Origin of the sequence: Nocardia crassostreae (genome assembly GCF_001613405.1) — a bacterium.
Lineage (GTDB): Bacteria > Actinomycetota > Actinomycetes > Mycobacteriales > Mycobacteriaceae > Nocardia > Nocardia crassostreae.
Genome location: NZ_BDCH01000028.1, coordinates 262,138 through 288,228, shown reverse-complemented (window position 1 = coordinate 288,228; position 26,091 = coordinate 262,138). Strand labels below are relative to the sequence as shown.

The following is a 26,091-nucleotide window of genomic DNA, read 5'->3' as shown; positions in this document are numbered from 1 at the left end:
CCGCTGCTTGGCCAGCGCCGTCACCAGCATCTCGGCACTTAGTGCCAATCGAGCCCGAGTATACGCCGCAAAATCGCGGCCACATGCGCATACTGCCCGTGGAAGCCCTGGCACGCAGTGTCATCTCTGCCACTGCGGGCCGGTCACAGCGTATCCAGCCGATGGGCCAGAAGATCGGCGACCTGCCGGGGCGGCATATCGCGCGGGAACACCGCGACCACCATCTGCTCGGCCCGCGCCGCGGCGGCGGAATCGGACTCCGCGGACCCCGCGCGCAAACCTCCCGCACCCCCGTGCGGAATCGAGGCCAATGCAACACGCAGATCGGCGGGACTCGCATCCGACTCGCCGCGCACCATCCGGCGCAGCAGATAGTTGTGCGTCGCGGTCACCGCCGCGGTGAATTGCACCAATGCCAAATCCGACTCACCCCGCAGCGCGCCGCGCAGGTAATCGGTGAACAACCGCTCGTAGCGGAACACCGTCACGATCTCGCGCTCGCGCAGCGCGGGCTCCTGGCGCACCACCCGATACCGGCGCGCGGCCAGCTCCCGCCACTGGGTGAACCGCTCGAACACCTCGACCACCGCCGCGCACACCGCATCCCACGGATCACCCTGCGCCGCATCCAGAAAAGCCCGCGCCTGGGCCAGCTGCGATTCGTGGTCGGCGAAGACCACATCCTCCTTGGACCGGAACTGCCGAAAGAAGGTCCGCCGCGAAATCCCGGCCGCGTCCGCGATCTCATCGACGGTCGTCGCCTCGTACCCCTTCTCGGCGAACAGGCGCAGCGCCTGATCCACCACGGTCAGGCGGCGCGCGGTCGCGTCATCATCGGGGGCCACACGCCCACCGTAACCGGGGGCGGTCACCATGGGCGTCAGCTCAGCAGCTTGCTGCGCAGGGCGTCGTCCTTCTCCAGGACCATCTTCTCCAGATCGGCCTGGAACTGCTCCATGCGCGAACGCAATTCGGGGTTCGAGGCCGCCAGGATGCGCACCGCGAGCAGGCCCGCATTGCGAGCGCCGCCGATGGAGACGGTGGCCACCGGGACGCCCGCGGGCATCTGGACGATCGACAGTAGCGAATCCATGCCGTCCAGGTGCTTGAGCGGGACCGGGACGCCGATGACCGGCAGCGGGGTCGCCGAGGCCACCATGCCGGGCAGATGGGCCGCGCCGCCCGCGCCCGCGATAATGACCTGGATGCCGCGACCGGCCGCCTCCTTGGCGTAGTCGAGCATGCGCTGCGGGGTGCGGTGCGCGGAGACCACGCCGACCTCGAAGCGAATACCGAACTCCGCCAGGGCCTCCGCGGCGGCCACCATGGTGGGCCAGTCGGAGTCGCTGCCCATGATCAGGCCCACCTGTGCGGTGTCAGTCATGATGTGGATCCCATCCATCGGTCCAGATGGCGTGCGACATCCAGTGCGCCGCGCGCTCGGCTTTCTCCCGGGTCTCGGCGAGGTCGTCGCCGAGAATATTGATGTGGCCGATCTTGCGATCGACGCGTTCGCCCTTGCCGTAAAGATGCACCTTCGCCTCGGGCAGGCGGGCGGCCAGGTGATGCAGGCGCTCGTCCATGGACATCTCGGGGGCCTCCGCCGCGCCGAGGATATTGGCCATGACCGTGACCGGCGCCAGCGGGCGGGTGCTGCCCAGCGGGTAGTCCAGGACCGCGCGCAGATGCTGTTCGAACTGGCCGGTGCAGGCGCCGTCCATGCCCCAGTGCCCGGAGTTGTGCGGGCGCATGGCGAGCTCGTTGACCAGCAGCTCGCCGGAGTGCGTCTCGAAGAGCTCGACGGCCATGACGCCGGTGACGCCCAGCTCCGACGCCAGGCGCAGTGCGAGGGCCGAGGCCTCGGTCGCCCTGTCCTGCGGCAGGTCCGGGGCGGGGGCGATGACGACGGCGCACTGGCCGTTGCGCTGCACGGTCTCCACCACCGGCCAGGCGGCGGCCTGTCCGAACGGGGAGCGGGCGACCATGGCGGAGAGTTCCCGCTTCAGATCCACCTTGGCCTCGGCCAGTAGCGAAACATCGTGCGCGAGTTGGTCGGTCACGATCCGCTCGGTCTCGGCGGCATCGGCGGGCATCCACACGCCGCGGCCGTCGTAACCACCGCGCACCGCCTTCAGGACGAAGGGCCAGCCGTGCGCATCACCGAAGGCGACGGCATCGGTGACCGAATTCACTTCGGCGAAGGCCGGAATCGGAATGCCCAGCTCACCCAGCTTGTGCCGCATGGCCAGCTTGTCCTGGGCGAAGATGAGCGCGCTCGGCGGCGGCTGCACATTCACGCCCTCGGCGATGAGCGCCTCGAGCAGCTCGGTGGGCACGCCCTCGTGATCGAAGGTCAGCGCGTGCGAGCCGACGGCGGCCTTGCGCAGGGCCGTCAGATCGCCGTGGCTGCCGTAGACCACGTCCGGGGTGACCTGGGCGGCCGGATCGTCGGGGCGTTCGGCGAGCACCCGGAGCCGCTGGCCCAGCGCAATGGCCGCCTGATGGGTCATGCGCGCCAGCTGGCCGCCACCGATCATGGTGACGGTGGGCATGGCGGAGGAATCGAAGGAACGGACGGCGCTCACGTTCGTCAATGTTGTCATGACACCTACCGGCCCCTACCGTGCGGGTTGCTCATCACTTCCGCGAGAGACGTAGACTCGCTCCGTGTCATTTGTCGACGACGTGATAAACGTCCTGCCCAAACCGCTGCGGGACCTCGCGGACCGCCATTCCGAACTAATCAAGTTCGCGATTGTCGGCGCGACCACGTTCGTCATCGACATCGGGATCTTCTACATCCTGAAATTGACCGTACTGGAGCCGAAACCGACGGTCGCGCGCATCCTGTCCGGCGTCATCGCGGTCATCGCGTCCTACATCCTGAACCGCGAATGGACCTTCGATAAGCGCGGCGGCCGTGAGAAGCATCATGAAGCGCTGCTGTTCTTCGTGGTGAGCGGCATCGGCGTGTTGCTCGCGAGTGTCCCGCTGTGGGTGTCGAGCTACGTGTTCGATCTGCGCCAGCCGGATGCGAGTTTCACCGTCGAGAACATCGCCGACTTCATCAGCGGCTTCATCATCGGCAATCTGCTGCAAATGGCGTTCCGATTCTGGGCGCTGCGCAAGTGGGTGTTCCCCGATGAAATGAAGGAGCTTCAGGAGGAGTTCGAGGACCTCGTCAACGAGGAACAACTCGGACACAGCTGACAATCGACACCACTGCGGCCCGGAACCCGAAGGTTCCGGGCCGCAGTCGTTTCCGGGTCAATCGTTTCGGGCGGTCCGCGGCGACATGGTCACGGTGAGCCGGACGCCGCCGAGCGGGCTCTCGCCGATCTCGGCATCACCGCCGTGCAGGCGGGCCTGCTGTGCGACCAGGGCGAGGCCGAGCCCGCTGCCCGGAGCCGAGCTGGCACGATGGAAACGCTCGAAGACCTTGGCGCGCTCGGCTTCCGGAATGCCGCCGCCATTGTCGTCGACGGTGAGGACGACCGATTCGGCGGCTTCGCGCACGGCGATCTCGATGCGATCGGCCGCACCGTGGCGGACCGCATTGGTGATGGCATTGTCGAGCACCGAACGCAATCCGGCGACGAGACCGCGCAGGCGGACGGGCTCCACGGCCTCGGCGTCGATGGTCACCGCCGGATGCGCGTGCCGGGCGTCGTCGACGACCTGGTCCACGAGCTGGCCCAGATCCACATCCTCCCAATCGGATTCGGTGGTGAGATCGCCGACGGTCAAGCGCTCCAGGGCATACAGGGTGGATTCGACGGTCTGCTGGCTGGCCAGCACATCGTCGAGAATCCCGGCGCGGTCTGCCTCGGACAGCGGCAGCGAGCGCAACACCTGCAGATCAGTGCGCATGGCGGTCAGCGGCGTGCGCAGTTCGTGCGCGGCCGTGGCGGCGAAATCCCGTGCGGTGACCAGGGCTTCGCTGGTGTGGCGGCGCTCGTCGGCGATCCGCCCCAGCATGGTGTTCATGGCCTCGGCCAGTTCGGTGGTCTCGCTGGCCATCGACCGCCGCGACGGTTCCAACTCCAGCCGGTCGCCCAGCCCGGCGGTGGCCGCGGTGAGCCGCCGCAGCGGAGCCACCGCGCCCGAGGCGAAATACCAGCCCAACAGGGCCGCCAGCGCGGTCGCGCCCACCCCGATGGCGACGATCCGGGTGCGCTGCGTGGTGACCGAATCCGCCACCGCGTCACGGGAAATGGCGATCATCACCGGCTTGCCGTCGACGGGCACGGTGCGCTGGAAGTCCGGCGAATCCGGTACGTCCGGCGCTTGGACAGCGGGCACCGCACCCTTGATGAACAGCTTGCCCTCGCGGACGGCGTCGGCATCCACGGTCGGCAGAGTCGGCAGGGCCGGTTCGACACTGCCCTGGGCGACCTCGCCCGGGGGCATGTCCCCCGGCGCGGTTCCCTCCGCGCGGGTGATGGCGAGCGAGCTGACCAGCGTTCCGGCCTGTACCCGCGCATCAGTAGGAGCCACCAGGAACAGCAGGGCGCTCATCGCCCCGACCACGATCGCCGCCGTCGCGGCGCTGGCCAGCGCCACCCGCGTCCGCAGCGACAGCGGCCGCCGCGCCCTCATGCGTCCGTCCGTAGGACTAAGCCGACGCCGCGCACCGTGTGGACGAGCCGGGGCGTGCCGGTGGATTCGAGTTTGCGGCGCAGATAGGAGACGAACACGTCGACCACTTTCGTCTGGGTTTCGAAGTCGTAGCCCCAGACGCGGTCCAGGAGCTGGGCGCGGGAGAAGACCTGACCGGACGCGGAGGCCAGCGCCAGCAGCAGGTCGAATTCGCGTTTGGTGAAGTCGATCAGGGTGCCGTCGACATAGGCGCGGCGGGCGCTGGGGTGCACGACGAGCGGTCCGATGACCACCCGGTCATCGGACTCGTGCGCCGGGGCGGGCGCGCGGCGCAGCATGGCGCGCAGGCGGGCGATGAGCTCGCCGAGATCGAACGGTTTGGTGAGATAGTCGTCGGCCCCGGCCTCCAGGGCGCCGATCCGGTCGGTCACCTCGGAGCGGGCGCTGAGCACGCAGATCGGAATGTCATTGCCGAACGAGCGCAGCGCCGTCACCACCTGGACGCCGTCGAGCAGCGGCATATTGAGATCCAGCAGCATGGCCTGCGGCGCGCTCGCGGTAATGCGCTGCAGCGCGGAGGCCCCGTCCGTCGCGGTCTCGACCTCGAAACCGGACAGCCGCAGCCCCCGCGCTATGGACTCCAGCACCCGGGCGTCGTCGTCGACCACCAGGATCCGCGGGTTACTCACCCCACCGACGATACTGACGCTCACCCGCCCCGACCTGTGAAGACCCGATCAATCACCCGGCGCTGTCGGTGCTCGGCAGCGCGGGGCGCGGGGCTACCAGCACGTGCGGGCCGTCGGGCTGGACGATGGTCACCTCGGGCCGCTGCCCGAGGCGGACGCCGGGTTCCGCGGGGGCGCCCGGCCCGATGGGCAGGGCCGGGACCGCGCCCGGCGGCAGCTGGCCGCGGTGCACGGTCACGGTGCCGTTCTCGTCCTTGGTGACCAACACGCCCTCGGCATCGTCCGGCAGCGGGACGGCGGGGGCCACCACGACCGGACGGGAGACGTCATCGGGGGTGTCGGCATTCGCGACGCCCGGCGCCAGCAGCGCGGCGATGACGGCGGCGCCCGCGACGCCGCCGCCGATGATGCCCCGGCGGACAGTGGACTTCTGCATAAGCGTTCCTTCGATCTCGTCGGCGATAGCTCACCGGTCTGTTCTGGACGAGTCCGAAGGTATGGAGCGATTTCTCAGCGGACGCTAGCGAATGGTTAGGGAATCGATAGAAAGGCCGTGCGGCGTCAACGCGGTTCTGCCATAGCGGTATTCGAGGGCCGGTCCGCCGTCGAGGAACCGAGGAAGACCGCGAACAGGGCCGGGCGGCGCCGCTGTAGTTCCAGGCGGCCGCCGTCGGCCTCGATGAGGGCGCGGGCCAGGGCCAGGCCGACGCCGGTGGATCCGGCGGCGGAGAAGCCGCGGTCGAAGATGTGCGGGGCGAGTTCGTCGCGCACACCGTCGCCCTCGTCGGCGACCTCCACGCAGACCAGCGGATCGCGATCGTCCCGGCCGCCGGTCACCGTGCGCGCCGAGACCACGGTGCGAACCGAGACCGTGCAGGTGCCGCCGCCGTGCATGAGGGCATTGTCCACCAGCACCGCGAGGGCCTCCCGCAGCCGCGAACCGGTCACCGGCGCGGTCAGCGTGGGATCGCCCAGCAGCACCAGTTTGCGGCCCGCCTCCGCGAACGGATGCCGCCATTCGGCCACCACCCCGCGCAGTTCCGCCACCACCGGCACCGGATCGCGGTCGGCGGCGCCCTCGTCGCGGGAGGCGCGCACCAGCTCGTCGATGGCGTCGGTGAGCCGATCCACCTGCGCCATGGCCTCTTCCGCCTCGTGCACCACATCGGGATCGTCGTGGGTGGACAGCTCGTCCAGGCGCAGGCGGACCGCCGTCAACCGGCTGCGCAGCTGATGGGAGACATCGGCCACCAGGGCGTGCTCGCGTTGCAAGCGGCCCGCGATCTCCACCGTCGCCGAATCCAGCACGTCGGAGACCCGGTCCAGTTCGGTGATGCCGTGCCGACGCGGATCTGCGCGGAAGTCGCCCTTGGCCAGCCGGGCGGCGCGCGCCGCCACATCGCGCAGCGGATCGGCCACCCGGCGCGCGGTCACCACCGCCACCGCGATGCCCGCGCCCAGCGACATGAGCACCAGGCCCAGCACCGCGCCCAGGGCCTGGCGTTGCATCGAATGCATCGGCGCCGCGGGGGTTTCCAGTCGCAGCGAGCCGGAGGTGCCCATGGCCAGGGATTCCGAGATGGGATCGCGCACCAGTTCCACGCCGATATCGATGCGCGAGGCATTGTCCTGGGGCGTCGGGTACACGATGGTCAGCCGCCCGCCGGTGGGAATGAGCGGTTTCATCGAGCGCAGATCGAGTTCGCCGTGCACGAGCCCGTCGTCCTGCTCCTGGGCCACCACCTCGACCGCGATCCGGTCGAGCCGGCTGCGCAGTTCGCCGCGGCTGATGTCCTCCACCCACTGCCAGGCCGTGAAGGCCAGCGGCACACCGAGGACGAGGGTGGTGAGGGTCAGCGCAGCCACCATGGACAGCAGAATTCTGCGTCTCATCGTCGAGATGCCTCGCTTCGCCGGGCCTTCGGGAGGAATGAGCGTGCTAGTCGGTGTTGAAGCGGAAGCCTACGCCGCGCACGGTCACGATCCGGCGCTCGGCCACCGGCCCCTCGTCGCCGATCTTCCGGCGTAGCCAGGACATGTGCATATCGAGGGTCTTGGACCCGCGTAGGTCGGCGTCACCCCACACCTCGCGCAGTATGGTCTCCCGCGACACCACCTGCCCGGCCCGGTCGATGAGCACCTTGAGCAGCTCGTACTCCTTGTTGGCGAGATTCACCTCGAGCCCGTTCACCAGCACCCGCCGGGCGGCCGGTTCCAGCCGGATGCCGCCGACCTCCACCGCCTCGTCCCCGATTCCGCTGCGCCGCAGCAGGGCTCGCACCCGCGCCAGCAATTCCGCGAGCCGGAAGGGTTTGCCCACGTAGTCGTCGGCGCCCGCATCCAGGCCGACCACGAAATCCACCTCGTCGGTGCGCGCGGTGAGCATGAGCACCGCCAGATCCGCGCCCTGGGCCCGCACCTGGCGGCAGACCTCGAGGCCGTCCATACCGGGTAGGCCGAGATCGAGAATCAGCAGGTCGTGGCCGCCCTCGAGGGCTCGCTCCAGGACCGCGGGGCCGTAGCTCTCCACGGTCACCGAATAGCCCTCGCGCCCCAGCGCTCGCGATAGCGGCGCGGCGATCGCCTCGTCGTCTTCGGCCAGCAGTACGGCGGTCACGGGACAAGCCTACGGGTAGCCCGCCTCGGATCCGTAGTAGCCGCCGCCGTTTCCATTGTTCTGCACCACATCGAAGACCTGGTGATACAGCATGGCGTGCACCTTTTGCACATGCGGGATGTCGTCGTATTCGAGAGGTTCGTCCGAGGCCGATCCGATAATGAGCGTTCCGGTGCCGAGCATCCGATCGAACAGGCCGTGCCGGAATTGCACATTCGAGATGCGGTTCATCGGAATATCGATTCCGGTGTGCGTCAGCACACCCTGGCGGATCAGCACCCGCCGATCGGTCACGATGAAATGCGTCGACTTCCACCGAATGAGTGCGGAGACGCTGCGCCACAACACGATCCCCAGCCAGAGGACCAGTATCGCGAGCAGCAGCCAACCGCGCAGCGGATCGGCGACGCGCCGCGAAACCACGCCCGCGGCGAACCCGGCCAATGCGGTGATCAGGATGAAAGTTACAGCGGGCCAGAACAACATCTTCCAATGCGGATGACGGTGCAGCAGCAGCTGCTCCTCCGGCGCCAATGCCTCCTCCGGATAACCCATGCGCACAACCTACCGCGCCGAGATGTCAGAATGCCTGACGCCGAGCAGCGGTGTGAAGCACAATATTGCGTCCGCCGCGTAGCATCGGCGACCACGATCTGCCTTTCGCGAGCTGTCCCCTGCACGACCCGTCCGGAGCCTGACCGGCGCATGACACAGGAGGCGTGTGTGACCCGAGAGTTGACGCAGTTCCAGATACTCACAGAGCTCGAACCGGTGGCCGAGGAGAACCTGAACCGCCGCCTGTCCATGGCCAAGGATTGGAACCCGCACGATTACGTGCCGTGGGACCGGGGCCGCAATTTCGCCGCCATGGGCGGCGAGGACTGGGATCCCGCGCAGTCCACGCTGTCCGAGGTCGCCAAGATCGCCATGATCACCAATCTGCTGACCGAGGACAATCTGCCCTCCTACCACCGCGAGATCGCCGAGAACTTCTCCCAGGACGGCGCCTGGGGCACCTGGGTGGGCCGCTGGACGGCCGAGGAGAACCGGCACGGCATCGTCATCCGCGACTATCTGGTGGTCACCCGGGGCGTGGATCCGGTCGCGCTCGAAGAGGCCCGGATGATCCACATGACCCAGGGCGCGCAGTCCCCCGACGACTGGGGCGGCTTCCTGGAGAACGTCGCCTACGTGACCTTCCAGGAGCTCGCGACCCGCGTCTCGCACCGCAATACCGGCAAGGTGTGCAATGACGCCATCGCCGACCGCATGCTGCAGCGCATCGCCGCCGACGAGAACCTGCACATGATCTTCTACCGCACCATGTGCGGGGCCGGACTGGATCTGGTGCCCGATCAGGCGCTCGAGGCGATCGTGAAGGTGCTCACCAACTTCGTCATGCCCGGCGCCGGGATGCCCAACTTCCGCCGCAATGGCGTCATGATGGCCAAACACGGCATCTACGATCTGCGCCAGCACATGGAAGAGGTCGTCAACCCGGTCATCAAGCACTGGAACATCTTCGGCCGCAACGACTTCGGCGCACGCGGCGAGAAGGCGCGCGAGGAGCTCGGCTCCTATGTCGAGAAGCTCGAGGCCGATGTGCTCAAGTTCGAGGAGCAGCGCGACCGCATGCTCGCCCGCGAGGCCGCCCGCGGCCACCTCCAGCCCGCCTGACGTCCCTCGCCTCCCCGGAACGTGACAACCGATCTCGCGAGGTCCGGGTAGTCCCGGGGAGGCGGCGGAGGTCAGTACTCGGCGCGCAGGTGGGTGACGTCGCCCGCCGAGACGGCGCGGTCACCGATGAGCAGGCGACCGTTCTCGTCCACGCCGGTGGCGATGCCGGTGAGGATCTCGCCGCCGGGCAGTTCGGCGCGCACCTGGGCGCCGATGGTGGAACAGCGCTCCCGATAGGCCGCGGCCAATTCCGTGATGTCCCAGCGCACCGCTTCCCAGGCGGTGAAGCGGCGGCCGAATTCGCGCATGACGGCCGCCGCCAGTTCGGTGCGATCGGTCTCTGCGGCCCCGGACAGCAGCAGCGAGGTGGCGTGCGGGACAGGCAGTTCCGCCTCGGTGAGGCTCACATTCAGGCCGACGCCGACCACCACGGCCGGATCGGGGCCCACCGCCGCGATCTCGGCCAGGATGCCCGCCGCCTTGCGGCCGTCCACCAGAACGTCGTTGGGCCACTTGAGCACGGCCTTCACCCCGGTGACCGCCCGCACCGCGTCGACCACGGCCACCCCGGTCAGCAGGGGCAGCCAGCCCAGCACCGCCGGATCGATACCGCGCACCCGCACCAGCAGGGACATGGCGAGCTGCGCCCGCGGCGGGCTCACCCAGACCCGCTCGTGCCGCCCGCGCCCGTGCTCCTGCGCCTCGGCGATGAGCACCACCCGATCGAGGTCCGAATCGGCCGCGCGCGCAACGAGATCCGCATTCGTCGACCCCGTCGACTCCACCACCTCCACGCCGGAGAAGAACCTCTCCGCCGCCGATTCGCGCCGCAACCGCTCGATATCCAACGCTGGCCTGTCCATGCCCGCAGGCTACCCCACCCGGTGCGGCGGAAATGGCATCACGCGAGGTCCCGGGGCTCCAGTCCGAGCGCTCCGGCGGTGAACCTGCGCACCGTCACCAGGCCGTCCTCGAGGGCCGCTTCGAATCCCGTGCGGGCCCAGCCGGTCACCGCGGCGGTGCCGTCCGTGCCGGGGGTGACGCCGATCTCCGCGACCATTTCCGCGGTCGTCGGCACGCACACCGCCCACGAGAAATGCGTCTCGTCAGCCCATTCGACGGTGCGCCGCGCCACGTACTCCGGATCGGTGATCCCGCCGTCGGCCAGTGCGGGTCGGTCGTCGATCCGCTCGTCGGCCCGCAATGCCCGCAAGTACCAACTGCCCGCATTGATTTCGATGGGTTCCATCAATCCTCGCGCTTCTTTTTCTTCTCGTCGCGGTCGTCCGCCCACCATGCCCACATGTTCCCGAACAGCAGGGTGGCCGCCACCGGAATGAGCAGGAATACCAACCAGTGCTTGGTGAGAAAGAACAGCACGATGGCGAGAATCAGGACCAGCGGCATGACCCGCTGCTCGCGCCACTGACTCCGCCCCTTGGGTTGCCGCTCCCCGGCGGCCTTCTCCACCACCGGCGCGGGCAGATCCGCGAACACGGGCGCCAGATCCCCGCGCGTCCACGATCGCACTGCGCTCGTCGAACTCGGCCACGCTGAGCCGCCCGGCCGCGAAATGATCCGACAACTGCTTCATGGCCTCTTCCCGCTCCGCGGTGCCGATGCGAATCTCCGGTGGTTCAGCCATGCCACGACCTTAGCCCCGAACCCAACTCTCGGAAGCTCTCAGGGGCTTCGCCCCCGAACCCCCACACGACCTCGGGGCAAGCCCCGGACCCCGAAAGCGATTCGGGCCGCTCACCATTGGTGAGCGGCCCGATCGAATCTCGTGGGGTTTCAGGGGAACCCCTGAGAGTTACGAGAGTTGTTATTTGATCTCGGCGAGCACGGTGCCCTGGGTGATGGCGGCTCCGGCCTCCACCGACAGGCCCGTGATGACACCGGCCTTGTGGGCGGTGACCGGGTTCTCCATCTTCATGGCCTCGAGCACCACGACCAGGTCACCGGCCTCGACGGTCTGGCCTTCCTCGACGGCCACCTTGACGACAGTGCCCTGCATGGGCGCGGTCACGGCGTCACCGGAGGCCGCGCCGCCCGCGCCGCCACCGCGCTTGCGCGGCTTGGGCTTCTTGCGAATGACGCCCGCGCCGTTTCCGGCCGCACCGGCGCCGACGGAGAACTGGCCCGGCAGCGACACCTCGAGGCGACGGCCGCCGACCTCGACGACCACCTTCTGACGCGGGGCCTCGTCGTCCTCCTCGATGGCCACGCCACCGGTGTAGGGCTCGATGGGGTTGTCCCACTCGTTCTCGATCCACTTGGTGTAGACGTCGAACTTGGTGCCGTCACCGATGAACGCCGGGTTCTCGACAATGTGGCGGTGGAACGGGATGACCGTGGCCAGGCCCTCGATCCGGTACTCGGCCAGGGCGCGGGCGGCGCGCTGCAGCGCCTGCTCGCGGTTCTCGCCGGTGACGATGAGCTTGGACAGCATGGAGTCGAACTGGCCGCCGATGACCGAGCCCTCGACCACGCCGGAGTCGACGCGCACGCCGGGGCCCGCGGGCTCCTTGTAGACGACGACCGGACCGGGGGCGGGCAGGAAGCCGCGCCCGGCGTCCTCACCGTTGATGCGGAATTCGAAGGAGTGCCCGCGCGGCGCCGGATCCTCCTTGATGGTGAGCTCGTGGCCCTCGGCAATGCGGAACTGCTGGCGCACCAGGTCGATGCCCGCGGTCTCCTCGGTGACCGGGTGCTCGACCTGCAGGCGGGTGTTGACCTCGAGGAACGACACAGTCTCGCCCTGCACCAGGTACTCGACGGTGCCCGCGCCGTAGTACCTGGCTTCCTTGCAGATGCGCTTGGCGGACTCGTGGATCTTGGAGCGCACCTCGTCGGACAGGAAGGGGGCCGGGGCCTCCTCGACCAGCTTCTGGAAGCGGCGCTGCAGCGAGCAGTCGCGAGTGCCCGCGACGACCACATTGCCGTGCTTGTCGGCGATGACCTGCGCCTCGACGTGGCGGGCCTTGTCCAGGTACTGCTCCACGAAGCATTCGCGGCGGCCGAAGGCGGCAATGGCCTCGCGGGTGGCGGACTCGAACAGCTCCGGAATCTCCTCGATGGTGTGCGCGACCTTCATGCCGCGACCGCCACCGCCGAAGGCGGCCTTGATGGCCACCGGAACGCCGTACTCCTTGGCGAACGCCACGACCTCGTCGGCGTTCTTGACCGGATCCTTGGTGCCCACGGCCATGGGCGCCTGCGCGCGCTCGGCAATGTGGCGGGCGGTGACCTTGTCACCCAGATCGCGAATGGACTGCGGGGAGGGGCCGATCCAGATCAGGCCCGCGTCGAGCACGGCCTGGGCGAAATCGGCGTTCTCGGACAGGAAGCCGTAACCGGGGTGGATGGCGTCCGCGCCGGCCTTGGCGGCGGCGTCGAGGATCTTGTCGAACACCAGGTACGACTCGGCCGAGGTCTGGCCGCCGAGGGCGAAGGCTTCATCGGCGAGCTGTACGAACGGCGCCTCCGCGTCCGGTTCCGCGTACACGGCGACGCTGGCGATTCCGGCGTCCTTGGCGGCCCGGATCACGCGCACGGCGATCTCGCCTCGATTGGCTACGAGGACCTTTGTGATCTGCGCGTTGGCATGGTTGGGCACTGAGCCTCCTGTGCTCTGAAAACTTTCGTCGTGGGCGAGTGTAGGCAGTCTGCCAACAAGCGCCGAACGGGGATAGGGCTACCCGAGAGTAGGAACACCTCTCGTAGCGAGGGTTTCATCGAACCTATCGCCTCGAACGCCTCAGTCAAGTTATCGGGCGGTAGCCGGGTAGACGTCAGGGGTGCGCCGCCGTGGGAATCACACCGGGCTCGGCCCCCGTGGCGGTCGGCATACCGACCGAATTGGCCCATTCGGTCCAGCCGCCGTCGTAGTTGCGGACCCGGTCCACGCCCAGCAGGAAGGTGAGAACGAACCAGGTGTGCGCCGACAGCCTGCCGATACGGGAGTAGACGATGGGCGCGCTGGCGCCGAGCACGCCGCCGTAGATGACATCGAGTTCGGCGCGGGGCCGGAAACGCGAATCGGGGCCCACCGCGGCCGTCCAGGGGATGCTGACGGCCGACGGGATGTGGCCCGCGCGCAGCGCCTGCTCGTCCGGGCGATCCAGCTCCACGAGCTCGCCGGTGTACTCCTCGAAGACGCGAGCGTCTGCCAGCGGCACGTCGAGATTGGCCACGACGTCCTGACGGAAGGCGCGCGCGGACTTGTCGTCGCGCTCGGCGGTGGGGTATTCCCCGTATCCGGTGACCGGGAATTCGAAGGTGGTGTCGCGGGCCTCGGAGATCCAGGCATCGCGGCCGCCGTCCAGCAGGCGCACGTCGGCGTGCCCGAAGAGGCTGAAGATTCACAGCGTCGCCGCCGCGGTGCCATTGGCCCGGTCGCCGTAGATGACGACGGTGTCGTCGCGGCCGATGCCCTTGGCGCGCATGAGGGCCGCGAAGCGCTGCCCGTCGATCACATCGCGGGTCAGGGGGTCGATCAGCTCGTTCCGCCAGTCGAGCTTGATGGCCCCCGGGACATGCCCGATGTCGTATAGCAATATGTCCTCGTTGGACTCGATGATCTTGAGCCCCGGCGCGCCGATGTTTGCCGACAGCCATTCTGTGGTTACTAGTAGGTGAGGATGTGCGTAGGAGCCGAACGAGTGATGCGGATCCGGGGCGACGGGCACAGTGTGGTCCTTAGCGCGTGGTTGGGTTAAGTATTGGCGGTTCGATTCTCGACACCGATCGTAGGCATGTGGTGGATACCAAACTCGTTTCAGATCACGAATCGGGTGATTGGGCGAATTAAGCGCAGCTTCATCCGATAAAGTCTCCCGGGAGGAGGGGTGAGCTATGTCCGATTCTTGGCCGCGACGGCGACTGCTTGCGATCCTACGTGGCGCCAGCGAGCCTCTCGACGCGCAGGAACTGGCGCGCGTCACCGGTCAACATGTGACTACGGTTCGTTTCCATTTGGACGTCCTCACCCGGGAATCCCTGGTCCGCCAATTTCAACAGCCCCCACGCGGTCGCGGCCGTCCGCGAATCGGATATACCGCGGTGCAGCGATCGGTCGGCTATCAGGAATTGGCGCAAGTGCTGGCCGATCAACTCGGCAGTGATCCGCGGCGGCGCTCCGATGCCGCGATAGCCGCGGGCCGCGCCTGGGGCGCGAAAATGGAATCGGTGGATCAGCCCGTCGAATCCCTGGACGACGCAAAGGATCTCACCGTCACCCTGGCCTCGGAACTCGGTTTCGCGCCGGAGCGCGAGCACGACACCGAGACCGACGAGCAGGTCATGATCCGGCTCACCGCCTGCCCGCTGCGCGAACTCGCGCGCACGCATTCCGAAGTGGTGTGCGGTGTGCACCTGGGGCTCATGCGAGAAGTCCTGGACCGCAATGGCGGCCGCGATCAGGTCTCGGTCCGCCTGCATCCGTTCGTGGAGCCGGAACTGTGCGTGGCGCGCCTGGAATGGCTGAAAGCCCGCACGCCCGAATCGGTTCCGGATGTGGACGACACCGCCGGGGAGCCCCGGCTGGCGACCTCAACGGGCCGTATCGCCCCGCAATTGCGCACTGGCGACCCACAATTGCGCAATGCCGACCCCTACGTCGGCAAGCAGTCGACGAACCAGCGGTAGCCCGATCCCGATCACGCTGGAGGGATCCCCGTCGATCCGGTCCACGAACCAGCCGCCCATACCGTCCAGGGTGAACGAGCCCGCCACCCACAGCGGCTCCTCCGAGGCGATATAGGCGTCGAGCTCCTCGGGTTCGGGTTTGGCGAAATGCACGGTGGTGGAACTGCACTCGGCGGCCTCGCCGACGATCTCGCCGTCACGCACGCGCAGCACGCAATGCCCGGTGAGCAGATCCGCACTGCGCCCGGCCATCTCGGCCCAGCGCGCCCGCGCCACCTCGGGGGTCAGCGGCTTGCCCTGGAGCACGCCGTCCACCAGCAGCATCGAGTCACAGCCGACCACAACGGAATCGGCGAATTCACCGGCGGCATTGCCCTCGGCCGCGATGGCCGCGGCGATGTCACGAGCCTTGGCCTTGGCCAGTTCGATCACGACGATCTCGGGCGCGGTGCCCTCCGGCAGGGCGGCAGCCACCGCGTCTTCGTCCACATTGGATACCCGTACCACCGGCTCGACCCCCGCATTGCGGAGCACACCGAGCCGGGCGGGCGACTGGGACGCCAGAACGAAAGTCGTCACAGGCTGCGCCCAATTCGGCATGAGCGGGGCCCTCCGTGGTTACGCAAGCTGCCGCCTCCGGGCCTGACCGCTCATGCCGGTCAGTCGCGCAGGTGCGACAGGGCCGGGAAGGCGTAGGGCGAGAACGGCGAGGAGCCGCGGTGCGAGAGCGTGGGGCGGCCCCACATATCGGCCGGGCCGTTCTTCGACGGGGCGGCCGCGGCGCTCGCCGCGGCGGCGGTGAACACGGCGACGAGGGCGGCGAGCTCCTCATCGGTGGGATTGCCCTTCAAGACCTGGATGAGCGGACCCGCGCTCCCGGGCGACGGTTCGGTTCCGGCGACGACGGCCGTATCGACCGCTTCCGCCAACTCGTCGACCGCTAGATCCAGTTCGGCGGCGCGCAGTACCTCTTCGTCAGCCATGGTCGTCACAGCGCCAGTCCTCCTGTCCAATCGCCGCCGGGGCGGCTGAGTTCGCGGAATGGGGTCTCCGGTCCGCAAACGGTATTCGTTACGACCCCCGGTGGCGAGGGCAGTCTTCTACCATCTTTGCTCGGATGAGGCGGTAATGCGCGGTATGTCCTGTGCACAGTGTGCGCCCCATCCCGCGCTATATCGCTTCATCAGAGCGGAATGTTGCCGTGCTTCTTCGGCGGCATCGACACCATCTTGCGCTCGAGCAGGCGCAGTGCCGACACGATCTGCCCGCGGGTGTGCGAGGGCGGGATGACCGCGTCCACATAGCCCCGCTCGGCGGCCACGTAGGGGTTGACCAGGGTGTCCTCGTACTCGTTCTGCAGTTCCAGGCGCAGGGCGTCCACATCGGAGCCCTCGGCCGCGGCCTGCTGCAACTGCTTACGGTAGACGAAGCCGACCGCGCCGGAGGCGCCCATGACCGCGATCTGTGCGGTGGGCCACGCCAGATTCACATCCGCGCCCATGTGCTTGGAGCCCATGACGTCGTAGGCGCCGCCGTAGGCCTTGCGGGTAATAATTGTGATCTTGCCCACAGTGGCCTCGCCGTAGGCGTAGAGCAGCTTGGCGCCGCGGCGGATGATGCCGTTGTATTCCTGGCCGGTGCCCGGCAGGAAGCCCGGCACGTCCACCAGGGTGATGATCGGGATATTGAAGGCGTCGCAGGTGCGCACGAAGCGCGCGGCCTTCTCCGAGGCGTCGATGTCCAGGCAGCCCGCGAACTGGGTGGGCTGATTGGCCACGATGCCGACGCTGCGGCCGTCGATGCGGGCGAAGCCGACGATGATGTTCATCGCGCGCTCGGCCTGCACCTCCAGGAATTCGTCGTCGTCCACCAGGCAGCGAATGACCTCGTGCATGTCGTACGGCTGGTTCGGCGAATCCGGGATGATCGTGTCGAGCAGGAGGTCTTCCTCGGTGAGGGATTCCTCGATGGCTCCGTCGATCGGGTCGGAGGCCGGGAAGCGCGGGGCCTCGGCGCGGTTGTTGCTGGGCAGGTAGGACAGCAGATCCTTGACGTAGTCGAGGGCGTCCTGCTCGCCGGAGGCGACATAGTGCGCGACACCGGACTTCACCATGTGGGTCTGGGCGCCGCCCAGCTCCTCCATGGTGACCTCTTCGCCGGTGACGGTCTTGATGACGTCCGGACCGGTGACGAACATCTGCGAGGTCTGATCGACCATGACGACGAAGTCGGTCAGCGCCGGGGAGTACACGTGGCCACCGGCGGCCGGGCCCATGATGAGCGAGATCTGCGGGATCACGCCGGAGGCCTGGATATTGCGGTGGAAGATCTCACCGTAAAGGCCCAGGGAGACAACGCCTTCCTGGATGCGCGCGCCCGCGCCCTCGTTGATGCCGACCAGCGGGCGGCCGGTCTTGAGCGCCAGATCCATGACCTTGACGATCTTCTCGCCGTACACCTCGCCCAGCGAGCCGCCGAAGACGGTGACGTCCTGGGAGAAGATGCCGACGTCGCGGCCGTCGACGGTGCCGTAGCCGGTCACCACGCCGTCGCCGAGCGGACGATTGTCTGCCAGCCCGAAATTCACGCTGCGGTGGCGGGCGAGCGCGTCGAGTTCGACGAACGAGCCCTCGTCCAGCAGGGCGAGGATGCGCTCGCGCGCGGTCATCTTGCCCTTGGCGTGCACCTTGTCGACGGCGGCCTCGCCCATGGGGTGCTTGGCCTCGTCCAGCCGATTGCGCAGATCAGCCAGCTTGCCGGCGGTGGTGTGGATATCAGGGGCGCCCGCCGACCCCGGCAAAGGCTGCTGCTGGACACTCGTCATGACCGGGAGTGTAACCAGTACCAACCCCTCCTTGTAATCCCGGCGGGGCTACTCACCAGTATGGTTATTGACTACCCGCCAGTAGAAATGCCCTGGTAGAAGGCCGGATTCGGGGTGAAATTCGGTCAGCGCATGACCCCCGTATGCCCCGTCGAATAACGGCCGGGCTGGGGCCAGACCGTGAGTCCGTGCGCGCCTTTGCCAACAGGGATGCGGGCCAACAGCTTCCAGTCCACGATATCAATGGCGTACACCTCGCTGTGGTGGCGGCCCGCCACCCAGAAGATGCGGCCGTCGACCGAGAGATTGCCCATATCCGGACTGCCGCCGCCGGGCAGCTGCCACTTGCGGACCAGTTGCCCGGTGCCGAAATCCCAGACCGAGATGCTGCCCTCGTGCCGGTTGGTAATCAGCATGGCCTTGGAATCGCGCGTCACATACAGGCCGTGAGCGCCGTCACCCGTGGGCACGAATGCGACATTGTCGAAGGTCTTCGCATCGAACACGTGCATGCCGTTGGCGACCATGTCGGCGGCGAAGAAGGTGCGGCCGTCCGGCGCGAGCTTCACGTCCTGGGGTTTGACGTGGCGGCCCTGCGGGAGGTCGATCATGCGCACCAGCCGGAAACCGACCAGGTCCACCACGGCCATGCGCCCGCTGAACTCACAGCTCACCAGGGCCATGCGGCCGTCGGCGGTGAAGTCCATATGGTTGACGCCGCCGCAGTCCGGGACGGCGATGGCGTGGGTCTTCCGCCACGTGACGGGATCGTAGAAGTCCAGCGAACGATCGGCCTCGGCGACGACGATCGCGAACCTGCCGTCCAGGGTGAAGTAGAGGTTGTACGGGTCGCGCACCGGAATCGATTGTCCCGCTTGCCCGGTGCGCGGATCGATGGGCAGCAGACTGCCGCCGCCGATGGGCAGGTCGTTGTTGGCGTAGAGGGTCTGCATGTCGTAGGCGGGCACGACGTGCTGCGGTTCCCGCCCGCCGGAGTGGTAGGTGCCGACGACCTGGAAGGTAGCCGGATCGATCACCGTAATGGTGTTGGCCTCGCTATTGGGCACGTATACGCGCGGCAGGTGACCGGCCACCGCCGGGCTCAGCTCCCGGGTCGCCGCGTACACGTCGTCGGGCGACAGCGGCGGCGGCATACCGGGCAGCAGGATGGGTTGTTCGGATGTGGCGGCGGCGGGGGCGGTGGTGCTGGACGGCGCGGCCGTCTTGTCCACGGTTCCGGCGGTGCTTCCCGAGCAACCGGTCAGGACAACGAGCGAAGCGATCAGAACCAGACGAGCACGCCGCGCGATCACCCACGCGACCGTGCCAAGTCATTCTTGCAACGAGCTGACATATCGCCGAATCGTAGGCAATGACATGCGGTTTCGCGGCAATCGCGCCGGGGTGTCCGGCGGCTCGGGCATTTCCGGCGGGTCGGAACCGACCCGCCGGATCGCTCGGGCTCCGAGCGCTCAGCCCAGGACGCGGGCGAGCGCGTCGACCGCCTCGTCCAGTTCGGCGGTGGTGACGGTCAGCGGCGGCCGGAAGCGGATGCCGCGCTCGCCGGTGCCGAGAATGAGCACGCGCTCCTCCTCGCGCAGCCGGGTGACCACCTTGTCGCGCAGGTCCGCCGATTCGAGGGTGATGGCGCACATGAGCCCGCGGCCGCGCGGATCGCTCACCGCGGGATGGGTTTCCGCGATCTCGGTGAGCCGCTCCAGCAGGTGCGGGCCGAGCTTGGCGGCGCGCTCCACCAGGTCCTCGTGCTCGACCACCTCGAATACGCGGCGCGCCCGGACCATATCGGTCAGGTTGCCGCCCCAGGTGGAGTTGAGCCGGGAGCTGACATGGAAGACATTGTCGGGCACCTCGTCGATGCGACCACCGGCCATGATACCGCACACCTGGGTCTTCTTGCCGAAGGCGACCACATCGGGTTCCAGGCCCAACTGCTGGTAGGCCCAGATGGTGCCGGTCATGCCCACGCCGGTCTGCACCTCGTCGAGGATGAACAGGGCGTCGTGCGCGTGACACAACTCCTGGATCGCGCGCAGGAATTCCGGCCGCAGATGCCGGTCGCCGCCCTCGCCCTGAATGGGTTCGGCAATGAAACACGCTATGTCGTGCGGGTTTTCGGCGAAGGCGCGGCGAGCCTGGTCGAGGGCGTGCGCCTCGGCGGCCTCGATATCGGGATGGTCCGGGCCCACGTACGGGGTGTCCAGGCGCGGCCAGTCGAATTTCGGGAAGCGCGCGGTCTTGACCGGATCGGTATTGGTGAGCGACAGGGTGTAGCCGGTGCGGCCGTGGAAGGCGCCGGTCAGATGCAGCACCTTGGTGCCGAGTTCGGCTGGGCGGCCATGCATCTCGTTGTGCCGGGACTTCCAGTCGAAGGCCGCCTTGAGCGCGTTCTCCACCGCGAGTCCGCCACCGTCGATGAAGAACAGGTGCGGTAGCCGGGGATCGCCCAGGACACGCGCGAAAGTGTCCACGAAGCGCGCCATCTCGACGGTGTAGACATCGGAGTTGCTGGGCTTGTTGAGGGCCGCCGCGGTCAGGTTCGCGAGGAAGTGGCGGTCTCCGACCAGGGCGGGATGGTTCATCCCCAGCGTCGACGATGCGAAGAACCCGAACATGTCCAGGTACGCGGTGTCGTCACGGGCGTCAACCAGCCTGCGCCCGCGGGATTTCCGCAGGTCGAGCACTAGTTCGAAGCCGTCGGCGAGGATGTTCGCGGACAGGATCTCATGCACCCGGGCGGGGGTGATAAGTGGCGTTTCGGCAACCGCCCCGAGCCGATCGAGTTCGAGCGTCACGCCATCCAGCGTAAATGAATATTTACGGTTTCGTCCGGAAGTTCCGAAGAAATTACGAAACGACCCTATTTGTCGTAGAATGTCTGCAGAATGATCGTGGATCGAGTCCTGACGTTGGCGGTCGCGCGGATCTCCTGCAGCAACTGCTCCAGATGACGGGGCGAGGCCACTCGCACCAGCAGCATGTAGCTCTCGTCTCCGGCCACCGAATGACATGCCTCGATGCCCGGAATGTGCTGTAACAGTGCGGGTGCGTCATCGGGCTGCGACGGGTCGAGAGGAGTGATCGCGACGAATGCCGACAGCAGCTGCCCCAGCGCTTCGGGACCCACATTGGCCGTATACCCGCGGATCACGCCGCGCGCCTCCAGCCGCCGCACCCGCGACTGCACCGCCGACACCGAAAGGTTCGCCTTTTCCGCCAGATTGGAAAGGGTGGCGCGACCATCGGCGATCAGCTCACGAATCAGCAGTCGATCGATGTCGTCGAGTATGGGTTTCGCCGATGTATCCGCCATCAGCGAAGGCTAACTCAGCGAACCGAACTCGTGGCCGGAACCCATCCCTGGAGCCGTAGATGACCGACACACTCAGCCCGAACACCAGCCGTGAACTGCGCGACCGCGCCGACGCACTGCTGCGCGCCCTCGGCACGAAACTTCCCGAACCGGGCGCGCTCTCGGCCCGCTCCCCCATTACCGGGAGCGAGCTGGCGAGCCTGAAACCGACTGCGGCCGCCGATGTGGACGCCGCCATCGGGCGCGCCGAGCACGCCTTCCGCGCCTGGCGCACCGTGCCCGCGCCGCAGCGCGCGGCGGTGGTGCGGCGGCTGGCGGAGCTGCTCACCGAGCACAAGGACGATCTCGGCGAACTGGTCACGCTGGAGGCGGGCAAGATCGGGGCCGAGGCGCGCGGCGAAGTACAGGAAATGATCGATATCTGCGAGTTCGCCATCGGGCTCTCGCGGCAGCTGTACGGCCGGACCATGCCCTCGGAGCGGCCCGGGCACCGGCTCATGGAGACCTGGCATCCGCTGGGCGTGGTCGCGGTGATCTCGGCCTTCAACTTCCCGGTCGCGGTGTGGGCGTGGAATACCGCCCTGGCCCTGGTGTGCGGGGACACCGTGGTGTGGAAGCCCTCGGACGCGACGCCGCTCACGGCGCTGGCCTGTCATTCGCTGCTGCAGCAGGCGGCCATCGACGTGGGCGCGGATCCCCATGTGCACCAGCTCGTTCAGGGCGGGGCCGAGGTCGGCTCGCAGCTGGTGGACGATGCGCGGGTGGCGCTGGTCAGCGCGACCGGCTCGGTGCGCATGGGCCGGACCGTGGCGCCGCGGGTCGCGGCGCGCTTCGGCCGCTGCCTGCTGGAACTGGGCGGCAACAATGCCGCGGTGGTGACGCCCTCGGCGGATCTGGATCTGGCCGCGCGCGGCATCGTCTTCGCGGCGGCGGGCACGGCCGGGCAGCGCTGCACCACCCTGCGGCGGCTCATCGTGCACGTGGATGTGTTCGGCCCGCTGCTGGATCGCATTGCCGCCGCGTATCGGCAACTGCGCGTGGGCAATCCGCTCGACGACGGCGTCCTCGTCGGCCCCCTGATCAACGGCCGCTCCTACGAGGCCATGCAGGAAGCCTTGCAGCGCGCCCAGGCCGACGGCGGCGAATTGATCTGCGGCGGTGACCGTGTCGACGATTTCGGCGCCGACGCCTACTACGTCCGCCCCGCCATCGTCCGTATGCCCGCCCAGACCGCCGTGGTCCGCGAGGAAACCTTCGCCCCCATCCTCTACGTCCTCACCTACCACGAGCTCGACACCGCCGTGGACCTGCACAACGCAGTCCCCCAGGGCCTTTCGTCGGCCATCTTCACCCAGAACCAGCGCGAGGCCGAGCGCTTCCTGGCCGCCGACGGCTCCGACTGCGGTATCGCCAATATCAATATCGGTACGTCGGGTGCCGAGATTGGCGGCGCCTTCGGCGGGGAGAAGGAGACCGGCGGCGGCCGCGAATCCGGTTCGGACTCCTGGAAGTCCTATATGCGCCGCGCGACCAACACCATCAACTACTCCACCGAACTCCCACTGGCACAGGGCATCAAGTTCGAATGAGTGACCCCGCGAGCGCGGCGGTCAGTCGCGCCTGTCGTCGGTGGTGATGGCGCGGATCTGCTCCTCGTACTTGGCGCGGGTCCCCTCATCGGAGGGGTGCAGGGCGCGGTCGCCGTTGAAGAGGCGGCGGACCAGGCGGACCGCCGGTTCGGGGGCGGCGGCCAGCGCCACGTCGAGGGGGCCGAGGTAGTTCGGTACGGCCACTTCGGCTTTGCGGGTGCGGGTGGTGGCGACGACCGCGGCGGCCACGTCCTCCGGATCGACGGTGGGCAGGCCCGCGCCGAGGGTGAGGCCGGAGGAGAGGCGGGTGCGGACGGCCGAGGGCATGACGCAGCTGACGCTGATGCCGTGCGGTTCGAACTCCAGACGGGTCGCGGCGGACAAGCCCACGGCGGCGAACTTGCTGGCGTTGTAGACGGCCAGGCCCGCGATGGGGATCTTTCCGGCCAGGGAGGCGACATTGACGATGTGGCCCTTGCCGCGATCGATCATGCCGGGGGCGACGGCGCGCATGCCGTGGATCAGGCCCCAGACATTGACGTCGATGGTGGTGTGGCCCACGGCATCCGGTTCGTCGAGGAAGGCTCCGGCGGGCATGACACCGGCATTGTTGACCAGGATGTCGATGCGGCCGAAGTCGGCGACGGCCTTGTCCCATTGTTCGTGGTCGCGCACGTCGAGCTCGAAGGCCTTGGCGCCCAGGGAGGCCGCGGTGAGCTGCGCGGCCTCGACGTCCACATCGGCAATGGCGACCTCGGCGCCGTTGCGTGCGAACAGTTCCGCGGTGCATTGCCCGATGCCGCGGCCCGCGCCGGTGACGAGTACTCGCGCGCCGTCGAGATCGATTGCCGGGTAGTTCTTTCCGAGGATGCTCATGCGAAGACTCCTTGCTCCATTGCCCGGCGGGTGCTGCCCAGACTGTGTTCGAAGGTGGCGAGACGACGACTGCCGTCCATGAAATTGGGGCCCATGACCGCGAGATCCGCGGCGGTGGCATCGATGCGCAGCACCTTGGTCCCGGCCGCGCGCAGCAGGGCGATCTCGGCGTCGAGCTTCTCGCTCATGCGATTTCGCAGCTGACGCTCCAGGAAATGACCCGCGCCGGTGGCGGGCAGGCGGCCGGTGGAGGCCATGGGCGTAATGACCAGGACCTCGTCCAGCCGCGCCGGAATGAGCAGATCCACCGAGGCGGTGGAGGCCGCGCCGCCGTCGATGAAGGTGCGGCCCGCGATCGGGACGGCCGGGAACCAGCCGGGGACTGCCCACGAAGCGCGCAGTGCCGCACCGAGACTCGCATCCGGAGTGGACGGGGAGCCGAAGGCGACGCGTTCGCCGGTGGCATCGTCCACGGCCACCAGCCAGGTGGCCGGATGCTCGACCCAGTTCCGGCCAGGATTGAGCCGGTCGGCCAGGCGCTGCAGCCAGCTGGCATCGCCGCCGCCGCGTGGCAGCAGGCCGCTGCCCGCGGTGAGCAGGGCATGACCATTGCCGGGCCGGGCGAGGAGTTCACGCATCGCGCGCCCCGGGGCGGTGAGGCTCGGACGCGGCAGCGGCGGGAATCGTCCCGGCTCGCAACGCATATGGGCGGTGAGGATCGGATTGGTGGAGGTACCCCGCTGCATCGCCACCAAATCGTCCACGCCGATACCGCTGCCGAGCATGGTCAGCATTTCCGCGCCCGCGGAGGTGCCGATCATGACGTCCGCCTCGCGCGGATCCCAGTCCAGTGCGTCCCGGGCCGCGGCCAGTGCCGCCACGATCCAGGCCTCGCCGAGCGTGCCCCCGCAGCCGATGGCCAGGCCACGTCGCTGTGACCCGTTCCTGTTACTCATGGTTTCGAACAGTATCAGTTTTCAGATACCGACGGTATCCCAAAACTTGTGGTACATAGAATTGCGATATGGCACGACTGACCCGGTCCGAGAGCCAGGCCCGCACCCGCGCGGACCTGCTGGCGACCGCGCGCGAGCTCTTCCTGGCCGACAGATACGCCAAGACCAGCCTGGAACGGGTCGCCGAGGTGGCCGGGTTCTCCAAGGGCGCGGTGTACTCCAACTTCAAGACCAAGTCGCAGCTGTGCCTGGAAGTGCTGACGCTGATTCACGAGACCAAGTTCGGCGAGGTCACCGATCTGGTGAACACCGACGACAGCCTGGAGGAGCGGCTGGCCCGGCTCCAGCAGTGGGCCGAGCGGACCCTCGGCGATGTCGGCTGGACCATGCTGGAATTCGAATTCGCCATCGTGGCCCGCGACGATCCGGCGCTGCAGGCCGCGCTGGTGTCGAATCTGGCGCTCATGCGCGGCATGGTGGCCGCGCAGCTGCAGACGTTGGCGGAGTCGATCGGGGTGGAGCTGCCCATGTCGGCGGAGGATGCGGCCACGTCGGTACTGAGCCTCGGGTTGGGGCTCGGCATTCAGCGGGCGGTCGATCCGAGCCTGTCGGCCGGGCTCATCACCGATGCGGTGCGCGGGCTGGTCCGGCTCGGCACCCCGGCGCGGCCCTGAGTCGTCACGACCGGAAGTGCAGTGTCCATTCCCCGCGGTAGTGCAGCCGGGTGATGCAGACCGGCGGGACATCGATGCGCCAGAAGGATTTCGCGGGCGCGTCCAGGGTGATCAGCAGTGCGGCGCGGACCACGGCGGGGTGGGTGATGGCGATCGTGGGCTCACCCTCGACGGCGATATCGGCCAGCCACTCACCGGTGCGCTCGATGACATCGACCACCGATTCGCCGCCGTGCCCGCGATAGGCCGGATCGGTCAGCCACAGGTAGAGATCCTCCTTCGGCACCGACATGAGTTCGCCGCCGCGCCAGGCGTCGGCGTCCAGATCGCGTAGTCGGTCGTCCTCCTCGCCCATGAGACCCATGAGAGCGGCGGTTTCGACGGTGCGGCGTTCGGGCGTGGTGAGCACCCGGGAGGCTTGTAGGCGGCCGGTGGCCGACACCGCCCGGCGACCGGCCTCGGTGAGCGGTTCGTCGACGGGGAATCGTGCTTTGCGCATTGCCTCGGTCATCCCGTGACTAACGAGATCGAGTCTTAGCACCTTCTGCACGGTTGGAAGACTACGCGCGGGCGCTACGGCCGTAACTCGATTGCCCGACCTTCGCTCAGG

General features: G+C 68.1%; 27 protein-coding genes and 1 pseudogene. 5 read left to right on the top strand and 23 right to left on the bottom strand.

Annotated features, from left to right (window positions below; all coding sequences use genetic code 11):
• Nucleotides 1–143 precede the first annotated feature (143 nt).
• Genes NC4_RS28240 through NC4_RS28230 form a run of 3 tightly spaced genes read right to left on the bottom strand, consistent with a single transcriptional unit; the run spans nucleotide 144 to nucleotide 2,603 of the window.
• Nucleotides 144–875 carry a TetR family transcriptional regulator gene (locus NC4_RS28240; protein ID WP_067544179.1) on the bottom strand — a complete coding sequence of 244 codons (732 nt, stop codon included), beginning with the start codon at nucleotides 873–875 and terminating at the stop codon, nucleotides 144–146.
• A 5-nt stretch (nucleotides 876–880) separates the two neighbouring features.
• Nucleotides 881–1,384 (bottom strand): 5-(carboxyamino)imidazole ribonucleotide mutase, encoded by a 504-nt coding sequence (gene purE / locus NC4_RS28235; protein ID WP_067544177.1) that lies wholly within the window; start codon nucleotides 1,382–1,384, stop codon nucleotides 881–883.
• Nucleotides 1,377–2,603 carry a 5-(carboxyamino)imidazole ribonucleotide synthase gene (locus NC4_RS28230; protein WP_067544175.1) on the bottom strand — a complete coding sequence of 409 codons (1,227 nt, stop codon included), beginning with the start codon at nucleotides 2,601–2,603 and terminating at the stop codon, nucleotides 1,377–1,379. Before NC4_RS28230 ends, purE begins: the two co-directional genes overlap by 8 nt.
• 64 nt (nucleotides 2,604–2,667) lie before the next feature.
• Between NC4_RS28230 and NC4_RS28225 the strand changes: the two genes are divergently transcribed.
• Nucleotides 2,668–3,210, top strand: a complete 543-nt coding sequence (locus tag NC4_RS28225) for a GtrA family protein (RefSeq protein ID WP_067544173.1) — start codon at nucleotides 2,668–2,670, stop codon at nucleotides 3,208–3,210.
• 57 nt (nucleotides 3,211–3,267) lie between these two features.
• Here the strand turns inward: NC4_RS28225 and NC4_RS28220 are convergent, their stop codons facing one another.
• The 6 genes from NC4_RS28220 to NC4_RS28195 form a co-directional block, all read right to left on the bottom strand.
• Complete coding sequence (locus NC4_RS28220; protein ID WP_067544171.1) at nucleotides 3,268–4,599, bottom strand: sensor histidine kinase; 1,332 nt, start codon at nucleotides 4,597–4,599, stop codon at nucleotides 3,268–3,270.
• Complete coding sequence (locus tag NC4_RS28215; RefSeq protein WP_067544258.1) at nucleotides 4,596–5,300, bottom strand: response regulator transcription factor; 705 nt, start codon at nucleotides 5,298–5,300, stop codon at nucleotides 4,596–4,598. Before NC4_RS28215 ends, NC4_RS28220 begins: the two co-directional genes overlap by 4 nt.
• A 40-nt stretch (nucleotides 5,301–5,340) precedes the next feature.
• On the bottom strand, nucleotides 5,341–5,724 hold the full coding sequence (locus NC4_RS28210; protein ID WP_067544169.1) for a hypothetical protein: 384 nt from the start codon (nucleotides 5,722–5,724) through the stop codon (nucleotides 5,341–5,343).
• Between the two features lie 125 nt (nucleotides 5,725–5,849).
• Nucleotides 5,850–7,181 (bottom strand): sensor histidine kinase, encoded by a 1,332-nt coding sequence (locus NC4_RS28205; RefSeq protein ID WP_067544168.1) that lies wholly within the window; start codon nucleotides 7,179–7,181, stop codon nucleotides 5,850–5,852.
• 46 nt (nucleotides 7,182–7,227) lie between these two features.
• Complete coding sequence (locus tag NC4_RS28200) at nucleotides 7,228–7,905, bottom strand: response regulator transcription factor (RefSeq protein WP_067544166.1); 678 nt, start codon at nucleotides 7,903–7,905, stop codon at nucleotides 7,228–7,230.
• A gap of 9 nt (nucleotides 7,906–7,914) precedes the next feature.
• Nucleotides 7,915–8,460, bottom strand: coding sequence for a PH domain-containing protein (locus tag NC4_RS28195; protein ID WP_067544163.1), 546 nt, complete (start codon nucleotides 8,458–8,460; stop codon nucleotides 7,915–7,917).
• 168 nt (nucleotides 8,461–8,628) lie between these two features.
• Here NC4_RS28195 and NC4_RS28190 point away from each other — a divergent pair, with 168 nt between their 5' ends.
• Nucleotides 8,629–9,582 carry an acyl-ACP desaturase gene (locus NC4_RS28190; RefSeq protein WP_067544162.1) on the top strand — a complete coding sequence of 318 codons (954 nt, stop codon included), beginning with the start codon at nucleotides 8,629–8,631 and terminating at the stop codon, nucleotides 9,580–9,582.
• A 71-nt stretch (nucleotides 9,583–9,653) separates the two neighbouring features.
• On the opposite strand, the gene NC4_RS28185 is transcribed toward NC4_RS28190, so the two are convergent.
• The 5 genes and pseudogenes from NC4_RS28185 to NC4_RS28165 form a co-directional block, all read right to left on the bottom strand.
• A complete protein-coding gene (locus NC4_RS28185) occupies nucleotides 9,654–10,445 on the bottom strand; it encodes a biotin--[acetyl-CoA-carboxylase] ligase (protein ID WP_067544160.1) in 792 nt (263 codons plus the stop codon).
• A 38-nt stretch (nucleotides 10,446–10,483) separates the two neighbouring features.
• Entirely contained in the window at nucleotides 10,484–10,831 is a 348-nt protein-coding gene (locus tag NC4_RS28180) for a hypothetical protein (RefSeq protein ID WP_067544158.1), read from the bottom strand.
• Entirely contained in the window at nucleotides 10,831–11,112 is a 282-nt protein-coding gene (locus tag NC4_RS28175; RefSeq protein WP_245721982.1) for a hypothetical protein, read from the bottom strand. The genes NC4_RS28180 and NC4_RS28175 overlap by 1 nt, the downstream gene beginning before the upstream one ends.
• 295 nt (nucleotides 11,113–11,407) lie before the next feature.
• On the bottom strand, nucleotides 11,408–13,201 hold the full coding sequence (locus tag NC4_RS28170) for an ATP-binding protein (protein ID WP_067544156.1): 1,794 nt from the start codon (nucleotides 13,199–13,201) through the stop codon (nucleotides 11,408–11,410).
• Nucleotides 13,202–13,376: 175 nt separating this feature from the next.
• Nucleotides 13,377–14,273 (bottom strand): annotated as a pseudogene (locus NC4_RS28165) (sulfurtransferase).
• A gap of 265 nt (nucleotides 14,274–14,538) precedes the next feature.
• Here NC4_RS28165 and NC4_RS39440 point away from each other — a divergent pair.
• A complete protein-coding gene (locus NC4_RS39440; protein WP_245721973.1) occupies nucleotides 14,539–15,231 on the top strand; it encodes a helix-turn-helix transcriptional regulator in 693 nt (230 codons plus the stop codon).
• Here the strand turns inward: NC4_RS39440 and NC4_RS28155 are convergent.
• The 6 genes from NC4_RS28155 to NC4_RS28130 all read right to left on the bottom strand — a co-directional run bounded on the left by NC4_RS28155 (nucleotide 15,136) and on the right by NC4_RS28130 (nucleotide 21,386).
• Nucleotides 15,136–15,810, bottom strand: coding sequence for a Maf family protein (locus NC4_RS28155; protein ID WP_067544152.1), 675 nt, complete (start codon nucleotides 15,808–15,810; stop codon nucleotides 15,136–15,138). The two genes, NC4_RS39440 and NC4_RS28155, sit on opposite strands and share 96 nt — an antisense overlap.
• Before the next feature lie 80 nt (nucleotides 15,811–15,890).
• On the bottom strand, nucleotides 15,891–16,214 hold the full coding sequence (locus NC4_RS28150) for an acyl-CoA carboxylase subunit epsilon (protein WP_245721980.1): 324 nt from the start codon (nucleotides 16,212–16,214) through the stop codon (nucleotides 15,891–15,893).
• Between the two features lie 200 nt (nucleotides 16,215–16,414).
• Nucleotides 16,415–18,055, bottom strand: a complete 1,641-nt coding sequence (locus NC4_RS28145) for an acyl-CoA carboxylase subunit beta (RefSeq protein ID WP_067544148.1) — start codon at nucleotides 18,053–18,055, stop codon at nucleotides 16,415–16,417.
• Nucleotides 18,056–18,180: 125 nt separating this feature from the next.
• Nucleotides 18,181–19,287, bottom strand: a complete 1,107-nt coding sequence (locus NC4_RS28140; protein WP_245721972.1) for a YncE family protein — start codon at nucleotides 19,285–19,287, stop codon at nucleotides 18,181–18,183.
• Nucleotides 19,288–19,527: 240 nt separating this feature from the next.
• Nucleotides 19,528–20,820 carry an L-lysine 6-transaminase gene (gene lat, locus NC4_RS28135; RefSeq protein ID WP_067544256.1) on the bottom strand — a complete coding sequence of 431 codons (1,293 nt, stop codon included), beginning with the start codon at nucleotides 20,818–20,820 and terminating at the stop codon, nucleotides 19,528–19,530.
• A 113-nt stretch (nucleotides 20,821–20,933) separates the two neighbouring features.
• Nucleotides 20,934–21,386 carry an Lrp/AsnC family transcriptional regulator gene (locus NC4_RS28130; RefSeq protein WP_067544145.1) on the bottom strand — a complete coding sequence of 151 codons (453 nt, stop codon included), beginning with the start codon at nucleotides 21,384–21,386 and terminating at the stop codon, nucleotides 20,934–20,936.
• A gap of 59 nt (nucleotides 21,387–21,445) precedes the next feature.
• Here NC4_RS28130 and amaB point away from each other — a divergent pair, with 59 nt between their 5' ends.
• The gene (gene amaB, locus NC4_RS28125) at nucleotides 21,446–22,975 is read left to right on the top strand and encodes an L-piperidine-6-carboxylate dehydrogenase (protein WP_067544143.1); all 1,530 of its coding nucleotides are present in this window, start codon (nucleotides 21,446–21,448) and stop codon (nucleotides 22,973–22,975) included.
• 21 nt (nucleotides 22,976–22,996) lie between these two features.
• Here amaB and NC4_RS28120 read toward each other — a convergent pair whose 3' ends face one another.
• Entirely contained in the window at nucleotides 22,997–23,851 is an 855-nt protein-coding gene (locus NC4_RS28120; RefSeq protein ID WP_067544141.1) for an SDR family oxidoreductase, read from the bottom strand.
• Nucleotides 23,848–24,807: a patatin-like phospholipase family protein gene (locus NC4_RS28115; RefSeq protein ID WP_067544139.1), complete on the bottom strand. Its 960-nt coding sequence runs from the start codon at nucleotides 24,805–24,807 to the stop codon at nucleotides 23,848–23,850. Before NC4_RS28115 ends, NC4_RS28120 begins: the two co-directional genes overlap by 4 nt.
• 68 nt (nucleotides 24,808–24,875) lie before the next feature.
• Between NC4_RS28115 and NC4_RS28110 the strand changes: the two genes are divergently transcribed.
• Nucleotides 24,876–25,481 carry a TetR/AcrR family transcriptional regulator gene (locus NC4_RS28110; RefSeq protein WP_067544137.1) on the top strand — a complete coding sequence of 202 codons (606 nt, stop codon included), beginning with the start codon at nucleotides 24,876–24,878 and terminating at the stop codon, nucleotides 25,479–25,481.
• A gap of 4 nt (nucleotides 25,482–25,485) precedes the next feature.
• Here the strand turns inward: NC4_RS28110 and NC4_RS28105 are convergent, their stop codons facing one another.
• Nucleotides 25,486–25,980, bottom strand: coding sequence for a histidine phosphatase family protein (locus NC4_RS28105; RefSeq protein WP_245721971.1), 495 nt, complete (start codon nucleotides 25,978–25,980; stop codon nucleotides 25,486–25,488).
• Between the last annotated feature and the right edge of the window lie 111 nt (nucleotides 25,981–26,091).

Bases quoted from the DNA above. Each gene is read 5' to 3' on its own strand.
- amaB (WP_067544143.1), top strand. From the start codon at position 21,446: ATGACCGACACACTCAGCCCGAACACCAGCCGTGAACTGCGCGACCGC.
- NC4_RS28145 (WP_067544148.1), bottom strand. From the start codon at position 18,055: ATGACGAGTGTCCAGCAGCAGCCTTTGCCGGGGTCGGCGGGCGCCCCT.
- NC4_RS28185 (WP_067544160.1), bottom strand. From the start codon at position 10,445: ATGGACAGGCCAGCGTTGGATATCGAGCGGTTGCGGCGCGAATCGGCG.
- NC4_RS28150 (WP_245721980.1), bottom strand. From the start codon at position 16,214: ATGGCTGACGAAGAGGTACTGCGCGCCGCCGAACTGGATCTAGCGGTC.
- NC4_RS28205 (WP_067544168.1), bottom strand. From the start codon at position 7,181: ATGAGACGCAGAATTCTGCTGTCCATGGTGGCTGCGCTGACCCTCACC.
- NC4_RS28120 (WP_067544141.1), bottom strand. From the start codon at position 23,851: ATGAGCATCCTCGGAAAGAACTACCCGGCAATCGATCTCGACGGCGCG.
- purE (WP_067544177.1), bottom strand. From the start codon at position 1,384: ATGACTGACACCGCACAGGTGGGCCTGATCATGGGCAGCGACTCCGAC.
- NC4_RS28130 (WP_067544145.1), bottom strand. From the start codon at position 21,386: ATGGCGGATACATCGGCGAAACCCATACTCGACGACATCGATCGACTG.
- NC4_RS28110 (WP_067544137.1), top strand. From the start codon at position 24,876: ATGGCACGACTGACCCGGTCCGAGAGCCAGGCCCGCACCCGCGCGGAC.
- NC4_RS28230 (WP_067544175.1), bottom strand. From the start codon at position 2,603: ATGACAACATTGACGAACGTGAGCGCCGTCCGTTCCTTCGATTCCTCC.
- NC4_RS28220 (WP_067544171.1), bottom strand. From the start codon at position 4,599: ATGAGGGCGCGGCGGCCGCTGTCGCTGCGGACGCGGGTGGCGCTGGCC.
- NC4_RS28210 (WP_067544169.1), bottom strand. From the start codon at position 5,724: ATGCAGAAGTCCACTGTCCGCCGGGGCATCATCGGCGGCGGCGTCGCG.
- NC4_RS28240 (WP_067544179.1), bottom strand. From the start codon at position 875: ATGGTGACCGCCCCCGGTTACGGTGGGCGTGTGGCCCCCGATGATGAC.
- NC4_RS28105 (WP_245721971.1), bottom strand. From the start codon at position 25,980: ATGCGCAAAGCACGATTCCCCGTCGACGAACCGCTCACCGAGGCCGGT.
- NC4_RS28180 (WP_067544158.1), bottom strand. From the start codon at position 10,831: ATGGAACCCATCGAAATCAATGCGGGCAGTTGGTACTTGCGGGCATTG.
- NC4_RS28195 (WP_067544163.1), bottom strand. From the start codon at position 8,460: ATGGGTTATCCGGAGGAGGCATTGGCGCCGGAGGAGCAGCTGCTGCTG.
- NC4_RS28115 (WP_067544139.1), bottom strand. From the start codon at position 24,807: ATGAGTAACAGGAACGGGTCACAGCGACGTGGCCTGGCCATCGGCTGC.